Genomic DNA, 7,687 nt, shown 5'->3' on the forward strand with positions numbered 1-7,687 from the left:
AAAGACTAAACCCAGTACGGCACCCGGGCGCGGTACTGCCGCATTCCGAAGGCCGCCAGCAGCCACCCGACGACGGTCAGCACCAGCACCACCACCCAGTGCCGCAGTTCCTGATGGGAGCCCAGCAGCGGGGCGCGGACGATATCGAGGTAGTGCAGCAGCGGGTTGAGTTCGACGATGCTCGCCCAGCGGCCGGCGCCCTGCTGCCGCAGCGTGTCGTCGTTCCAGATGATCGGCGTCATGAAGAACAGCAGCTGCACGATCGAGAACAGCAACGGACCGATGTCGCGGTAACGGGTGGCCAGGATGCCGAAACACAGTGACACCCAGATGGAATTGAGCACGATCAGCGCCAGCGCCGGGATGACCGAGAGGTCGGCCCACGACCACGGCTTGGGAAAGATGATCGCGACGACGACGTAGATGACGATGTTGTGCGCGAACAGTAACGTCTGCCGCCACACCAGCCGGTAGACGTGCACGGACAGCGGCGTGGGCAGCTGCTTGATCAGCCCCTCGTTGGCGACGAACACGTCGGCGCCCTCCAGGATCGAGGCGTTGATCAGGTTCCAGATGATCAGACCGAGCGTCACGTAGGGCAGGTGCACCGCCAGGTCCAGGTGGAACAGCTTCGAGTACAGGCCACCCATCGCGACGGCCGTGGTGCCGGTGGCGATGGTGATCCAGAACGGTCCCAGCACCGAGCGGCGGTAGCGCTGCTTGATGTCCTGCCAGCCCAGGTGCAGCCATAGCTCGTGCCGGCGGAAGCCGTCGACCAGGTCGTTGCGCGCGCGGGTGAAGGTCCGCGATTGCGCGGCGGCGTCAATGAACGTCAACGGGTTCCTCCAGGCTTGCCGAAGCGCTCGCGACGGCCCAAGCGGCGCAACTGAATCCAATCAGAAAGACCCTTGGGGTCGCGACGGGTCACCAGGAAGAACCAGCCGAATCGGACCCACTCCTGGAACAAGAGCTTGCGCAGGCCCGGCTGCGCCATCAGGTAGCCGCGGTTGCGGTAGGTGAAGAACCGCTTGGTGGGGTCGTCGGGATACTGCGTATGCATCCGGCCGCCCAGGATCGGCTTGAACTCGTCGGACCCGCACGGATGCAGATAGACCGCGTCGAGGCAGGTGCCGAACGGCAGGCCGGAGCGAACCAGGCGGCGGTGCATTTCCACCTCGTCGCCGCGAACGAACAGCCGCAGGTCCGGCACGCCGATCGATTCCAGCGTCGACGCCTTGAACAGCGCGCCGTTGAACAACGACGCGATCCCGCGCAGCAGATCCTGCCCATCTTCGGTGCGCAATTCGCTTGCGCGCCTACGCCATACCAGTCCGCGTCGCAGCGGGAACGCCAGCCGCTCCGGGTCGTCCATGTTGCACACCATCGGCGACACCTCGGCCAGCCCATACTTCTCGGCGCAGGCCAGCAGCGTGGCCAGCACGTGCGAGTCCTGCGGTCGCCCGTCGTCGTCGGCGAGCCACACCCAGTCGGCGCCCTGCGCCAGCGCGTGCAGCATGCCCAGCGCGAAACCGCCGGCGCCGCCGAGGTTTCGGCGTGAGCTCAAATAGGTCGTCGAAATCGGTTGGCCGGCAACCAGATCCCGGACCCGGTTATCGCCGGGCCCGTCGTTGTCGACAACGATCAGGTGATCGGGTAACCGGGATTGCGTGCTGAGCACATCCAACGATTTGGCGAGCTCGTCGGGTCGCCGGTGGGTGACCACGACGGCGAAGATCGTCTCGCTCATGGCTGCCCGGCGGTCTCGGCCAGCACCTCGCGCACGTGCCGCGCCGCGTCCTCGCCCTCGTACGCGCGCACCACGTCCTCGATGCCGCCGGACATGCGGATGACGCCGTGATCGATCCACATCGCCGTCTTGCACAGCCGGGCCAGGAATTCGTTGGAATGGCTTGCGAACACCAGGATTCCGGAGCGCTCCACCAGGCGCTGCAGCCGGGTCTGCGCCTTCTTCAGGAAGTCGGCGTCCACCGCGCCGATGCCCTCGTCGAGCAGCAGGATCTCGGGGTCGATGCTGGTGACCACGCCCATCGCCAGCCGGACCCGCATCCCGGTGGAGTAGGTGCGCAGCGGCATCGACAGGTAGTCGCCCAGCTCGGTGAACTCGGCGATCTCGTCGACCTTGGACAGCATCTGCTTTCGGGTCTGCCCGAGGAACAGGCCGCGGATGATGATGTTCTCGTAGCCCGAGATCTCCGGGTCCATGCCGACCCCGAGGTCGAAGACCGGCGCGACCCGGCCGGTGACCTTCGCCCACCCGCGGGTGGGCTCGTAGATGCCCGAAAGTAGGCGCAGCAGCGTCGATTTCCCGGCCCCGTTGTGGCCGACGAGGCCGACCCGGTCGCCCAACTCGAGCTTCATGGTGATGTCGCGCAACGCCTCGACGACGACGACGTTGGAACTGTTACGACCGATCGTGCCGCCCGCCTTGCCCAGGAACGCCTTCTTCAACGACCGCGACTTGGCGTCGAAGATGGGAAATTCCACCCACGCGTCGCGCGTCTCGATGTGCGGGCCCGGCTCCGGCAGCGTCATGTGCTTACAGGTATTGCCCGGTGCCCGAACCCGGGCCGTGGCCCGACCGGATGCCCGGGGGAAGCGCCCCCTGGCGCATCTGCTCCAGTTGCGCACGCGCGGCCATCTGCTGAGCGAACAGCGCGGTCTGGATACCGTGGAACAGCCCTTCCAACCAGCCGACCAGCTGAGCCTGCGCGATGCGCAACTCGGCGTCCGACGGCGCGGAGTCCTCGCTGAACGGCAGGGTGAGCCGGTCGAGCTCCTCGCGCAGCTCCGGCGCCAGGCCGTCCTCGAGCTCGCGGATGCTGGTGGCGTGGATGTCGCGCAGCCGGTTGCGGCTGGCCTCGTCCAGCGGGGCGGCGCGCACCTCCTCGAGCAGTTGCTTGATCATCGTGCCGATCCGCATCACCTTGGCGGGCTGCTCGACCAGGTCGGTCAGGGAGCGCTCGTCCGAGTCGTCGTCGGCGTCACGCAGCGCCATGATCCGCGGATCGACGCCCCCGATCACCTCGATGCCGTCGGCGTCCGGGCCGTCGTTGCCGTTAGTCAATCCGTTCACCATCCTCTTGTGCGTCTAAGGGTGTGGCGCCGCGGTGTCATCGCGCCACTCGTAGATTCGGGCCCCGCCATTGTCGTAGATCAGCGTCCACGACTTCGACCTATCCAGAGACACTAGTCCTTCGGGTGTGGCAAACCCTCTGACGTTGGGCGTGCTGGTCAGTATGTACCTGATATTGAGCGCCTTAATCGCCTCGGCGACCTTCGGATCGGAATCGCCCTTACGCGCGGAGATCCAGAAGATGTAGCGGTAGTAGCCCGGACCGGTCTGCTGCGGGAAGTCGTAGTGGGTCCAGAGTGGGTGCAGGTCGGCCACCGCGTACATCCACGCGGTGCCGTCGACGTTGGAGTTGCCGATCACGGTGTCGCGGGCACCCGGCTGCTTGGCGAGATAGGCCATCGCCATCAGGTCTCGCTGGTCGATGATCACCGAGTCGTACTTGTCGCCGAACAACACCAGGTGCCGGTAGAGGTATTGCCGGCCGGCGAGCACTACGGCCACCAGCAGAAGGACCGCCGTGGCGGCGGTCCACAAGGGCTCGGGAAGCCGTTTGAATCGGTCGGTCAGCCGCTTGGCCAGGGCGACAGCGCCCACGACGATCGCGAACAGGGCGATGCCCGCCATCGGCGTCGCCAGCATCGTCACCACCGCCGAGAGCCGGCGCGGATCGTTGTAGAAGAACTGGCTGAACTCTTCGATGGCGCGGCCGAGGGGATTGCGAAACGGCGCCCCGGAGTAGATGGTCGCGACGGTCAGCACCACCCAGACGGCGGGCGGCCACCAGATCCGCTTGTACAGCAGGATCGCCATGCCGATGGCCGCCAGCGCGACCAGGCTGTATTGGGTCGGGAAGTCGTTGAGGTGGCGGGTGTGCAGCAGCAACGCGTCGATGATCCCCTGCTTCACGCTCTTGAAGCTGGGGAACGCGTGCCCGGCGATGATGTCGGCCTGCCGCAGCACGCCGATGAACTGCGGCGCCAGGATCGCGGCGGTGGGCACGGCCACGGCCGCCAGCGTCAGCACGTCGGTGAGGCGCCCGCGCACGGGACGCCACAGGGCATCCAGGAGCCACCAGGCCAGCAGGAACAGGATGACGATGAAGCCGCCGGTCAGGTGCACGGACAGGACGCCGACCAGCGCCAGCACGGCCGCCGGGATGCGGTCGCGGTGCCGCAGGGTCGAGGCGATCAGCACGAACGTGGGGATCGCGACGCCGTAGGCGGCCAGGTTGGGCATCGCCGCGACGCCGAACTCGACGTAGGGCACCGACGTGAACGACGCCGACAGCGCGGCGGCGGTGGCGGACACGCTCGCCGCGCGCCACTGGCTGCTGATGGGGCGCAGCAGGAACCAGGTGAGGGTGGCCGCGCTCGAGGGGAACAGCCAGACCGACGCGGCCAGCGAGTTCAGCGTGTAGCCGGTAGTGGGCGCCGCGCCGGTGAGCTGGCAGTAGACCGCCGTCAACGCGTGGAACACCGAGGGGTAGTACAGCGGTTGGTGGGTCTCGACGTTGCGGAGCTCGCCCATGTGCGTCGAGGACGCCTGGCCGGTGTCGAGCATGAAGCGCACCTCGTTCGCGTGCCAGACCGCGTCCCAGGTGCTCGGGATGGACTGCCAGTGCGTGAGGCCGCGATAGCCCGCCCACATGATCAGCGCCGCGCCCAGCAACACACCGGCGGCCACCGTCACCGCGGGCCATCGACTGACCCCGCGAGCTTCCGCCTCGGTGTCGCGGTACCGGGCGAGCGCCAGCTGCAAGCCCGTCGCCACCACGCACACCACCGCCAACGCGGCGAGCGCGGTCCATCCGTTCCACGGGATCCCGAGCGCGCCGAGGGGGATAATCGCCAGCGCCACAACGCCGTACGTCAGCGCTGGCCCAACCGCGATGGCCACCGGCCACGTCAGCTGGGTGATGCGCGCGACGATCACACCCGGCGCGATCAGCAAGAACAGTGCGATCAGCGTTCCGGTCCAAAGGCCCACTGGACTAGTATGGCTGCCCGGGTGACTCGGCTCGCCAAGCCACCATCCGGCTTGGATTGCCGAGGGGGCACCCGCTACCGTCACAATTTTCGCTGAATTGCGGAAGCTTTAAGGTGGCTGTCATGGCTTACGACGTCGCCCGGGTGCGCGGACTGCATCCGTCGCTGGGTGACGGGTGGGTGCACTTCGACGCGCCGGTCGGCATGCTCATCCCGGATTCCGTCGCGACCACCGTGTCGACGGCGTTTCGCCGGTCCGGCGCCACCACCGTCGGGGCGCACCCGTCGGCGCGGCGCAGCGCCGCCGTGCTGGAGGCCGCGCGGGCGGCCGTCGCCGACCTGTTCAACGCCGACCCGGCGGGCGTCGTGCTGGGCGCCGACCGCGCCATCCTGTTGTCGTCGCTGGCCGAGGCGTCGTCGTCAAGGGCCGGCCTGGGCTACGAGGTGATCGTCAGCCGGCTCGACGATGAGGCCAACATCGCCCCGTGGCTGCGCGCCGCGCATCGCTACGGCGCCAAGGTGAAATGGGCCGAGATCGACATCGAGACCGGTGAGCTGCCGACGTGGCAGTGGGAGAGCCTGATCGGGAAGTCGACGCGCCTGGTCGCCGTCGCGTCGGCGTCGGCGACGCTGGGCACGGTCACCGATCTGCGCGCGATGACCAAGCTGGTGCACGAGGTGGGCGGGCTGGTGGTGGTCGACCATTCCGCGGCGGCGCCGTTCCGGCTGCTCGACGTCAAGGAGACCGACGCCGACATCGTCGCGGTGAACGCCCTGGCGTGGGGCGGTCCCCCGATCGGCGCGATGGTCTTTCGTGATCCGGCGCTGATCAACTCGTTCAGCGCGGTGTCGTCCGATCCACAGGCCGTCGGCCCGGCGCGTCTCGAGGTCGGCGCTCATCAGTTCGGCCTGCTGGCCGGGTTGGTCGCCAGCATCGAGTACCTCGCGTCGCTCGACGAGTCGGCCCGCGGCAGCCGGCGCGAACGCCTGTCGGTCTCGACGCAGTCGGCCACTGCGTATCTGAACCGGGTCTTCGACTACCTGATGGTGTCGTTGCGGTCGCTGCCCCTGGTGATGGTGATCGGCCGCCCGGAGGCGCGGATTCCGGTGGTCAGCTTCGCGCTGCAGGACGTGCCCGCGGAACGCGTGGTGCAGCGCCTGGCGGACAACGGCATCCTGGCCATCTCGAACGAAAGCTCGCGCGCGCTGGACGTGCTGGGCGTCAACGACGTCGGCGGCGCCGTCACGGTCGGCCTGGCGCATTACTCGACGACGGCCGAGGTCGACCAGCTGGTGCGCGCCCTGGCGTCGCTGGGCTGAATCGCTTTTCGTGTGCGCTCAGGGCTTTTGCGTGTGCACTGTGGGCGGCCCTCGTCGGCGTGTCGCCGCCGTGAGCGCACACGCAACGCCCTGGATTCACACGCAATGCCCTGACTAGACCGTCAGCACGATCTTCCCGGTCACTTCGCCCGCGACCAACTTCTTGTGCGCCTCACCGGCCTGCCGGATGGGCACGCGCGCGCCGATGATCGGCCGGACCTTGCCCTCGGCGATCATCGGCCACACCGACGCCGCCACGGCCTGCACGATCTCGGTCTTGCTGTTCGGCCCGGTCACCGGCCGGGCCCGCAGCGTGGTGCCGATCACCCGCGCCCGCTTCATCAGCAGCTTGGCGATGTTGAGCTCGCCCTTGATCCCGCCCTGCATGCCGATGATGACCAGCTGCCCGTCGGTGGCCAGGGCGTCGATGTTGCGATCCAGGTACGCGGCGCCCATGATGTCGAAAATCACGTCAGCCCCGCCGTTTTCCTGCAGGCGCTCGACGAAGTCCTCGTCGCGGTAGTTGATGGTGATCTCCGCGCCCAGCTCGCGGCAGAACTCCAGCTTCTCCGCCGACCCGGCGGTGACGGCCACCCGGGCGCCCAGCGCCCGCGCGACCTGGATCGCGTGGGTGCCGATGCCGCTGGCCCCGCCGTGCATCAGCAGCAGCTGGCCTTTACCCAAGTGCGCGACCATCACCAGGTTCGACCACACCGTGCACGCCACCTCCGGCAGGCCGGCGGCGTCGACCAGGTCCACCCCGTCGGGGACGGGCATCACCTGGCCGGCGGGCACGGCGACGTATTCGGCGTAGCCGCCGCCGGCCAGCAGCGCGCAAACCTCTTGTCCGGCAGGCCAATCCGTGACGCCCTCGCCCGCATCGGCGACGACGCCGGACACCTCCATGCCGATGGTTTCGCTGGCCCCCGGCGGCGGCGGGTACTTGCCGGCGGCCTGCAGCACGTCGGCGCGGTTGACGCCGGCCGCGGTGACCTTGATCAGCACCTCGCCGGGCCCGGCGGTGACGTCGGGCACCTCTTGCCAGGACAGTTGATCGGGGGATTCGGCGACAATCGCGCGCATGGCGGCGACGTTACTAGTCCCGGTTACCCTTAGCAGCGGTGGCGTGGCAGAGCGGCCTAATGCACTCGCCTTGAAAGCGAGAGACGGCTAAAACCGTCCGGGGGTTCAAATCCCTCCGCCACCGCCGTGTGATGTCGCGAGACATCGAGGACAGATGTCTCGCGACATAGTGAACACCTTCAGTTGTTGGCTGGGGGTGTTTTCT

Annotated in this window: 7 protein-coding genes and 1 tRNA gene; 2 read left to right on the forward strand and 6 right to left on the reverse strand. The window is 68.0% G+C overall.

Features of this window, described 5'->3' with window-relative positions; genetic code table 11:
* Nucleotides 1-5: 5 nt before the first annotated feature.
* From A5655_RS03450 to A5655_RS03470, 5 genes are read right to left on the reverse strand one after another with little or no spacing between them, the layout of a single operon-like run.
* Nucleotides 6-836 (reverse strand): ABC transporter permease, encoded by an 831-nt coding sequence (locus tag A5655_RS03450; protein WP_067005601.1) that lies wholly within the window; start codon nt 834-836, stop codon nt 6-8.
* On the reverse strand, nt 833-1,747 hold the full coding sequence (locus A5655_RS03455) for a glycosyltransferase (RefSeq protein ID WP_067005603.1): 915 nt from the start codon (nt 1,745-1,747) through the stop codon (nt 833-835). Before A5655_RS03455 ends, A5655_RS03450 begins: the two co-directional genes overlap by 4 nt.
* Nucleotides 1,744-2,553, reverse strand: coding sequence for an ABC transporter ATP-binding protein (locus tag A5655_RS03460; RefSeq protein WP_067005605.1), 810 nt, complete (start codon nt 2,551-2,553; stop codon nt 1,744-1,746). The genes A5655_RS03455 and A5655_RS03460 overlap by 4 nt, the downstream gene beginning before the upstream one ends.
* A gap of 4 nt (nt 2,554-2,557) precedes the next feature.
* Nucleotides 2,558-3,097 carry a bacterial proteasome activator family protein gene (locus A5655_RS03465; RefSeq protein WP_156764671.1) on the reverse strand — a complete coding sequence of 180 codons (540 nt, stop codon included), beginning with the start codon at nt 3,095-3,097 and terminating at the stop codon, nt 2,558-2,560.
* 12 nt (nt 3,098-3,109) lie between these two features.
* Nucleotides 3,110-5,080 (reverse strand): DUF6541 family protein, encoded by a 1,971-nt coding sequence (locus tag A5655_RS03470; RefSeq protein WP_067005607.1) that lies wholly within the window; start codon nt 5,078-5,080, stop codon nt 3,110-3,112.
* A 122-nt stretch (nt 5,081-5,202) separates the two neighbouring features.
* Between A5655_RS03470 and A5655_RS03475 the strand changes: the two genes are divergently transcribed.
* Nucleotides 5,203-6,399: a cysteine desulfurase-like protein gene (locus A5655_RS03475; RefSeq protein WP_067005609.1), complete on the forward strand. Its 1,197-nt coding sequence runs from the start codon at nt 5,203-5,205 to the stop codon at nt 6,397-6,399.
* Between the two features lie 114 nt (nt 6,400-6,513).
* On the opposite strand, the gene A5655_RS03480 is transcribed toward A5655_RS03475, so the two are convergent.
* On the reverse strand, nt 6,514-7,482 hold the full coding sequence (locus A5655_RS03480) for an NAD(P)H-quinone oxidoreductase (protein ID WP_067005611.1): 969 nt from the start codon (nt 7,480-7,482) through the stop codon (nt 6,514-6,516).
* Nucleotides 7,483-7,519: 37 nt separating this feature from the next.
* Between A5655_RS03480 and A5655_RS03485 the strand changes: the two genes are divergently transcribed.
* Nucleotides 7,520-7,606, forward strand: a tRNA-Ser gene (locus tag A5655_RS03485).
* The last annotated feature ends 81 nt before the right edge of the window (nt 7,607-7,687 follow it).

The sequence above is a fragment of the Mycobacterium sp. 1081908.1 genome, from assembly GCF_001673535.1.
In the GTDB taxonomy this organism is placed as follows: domain Bacteria; phylum Actinomycetota; class Actinomycetes; order Mycobacteriales; family Mycobacteriaceae; genus Mycobacterium.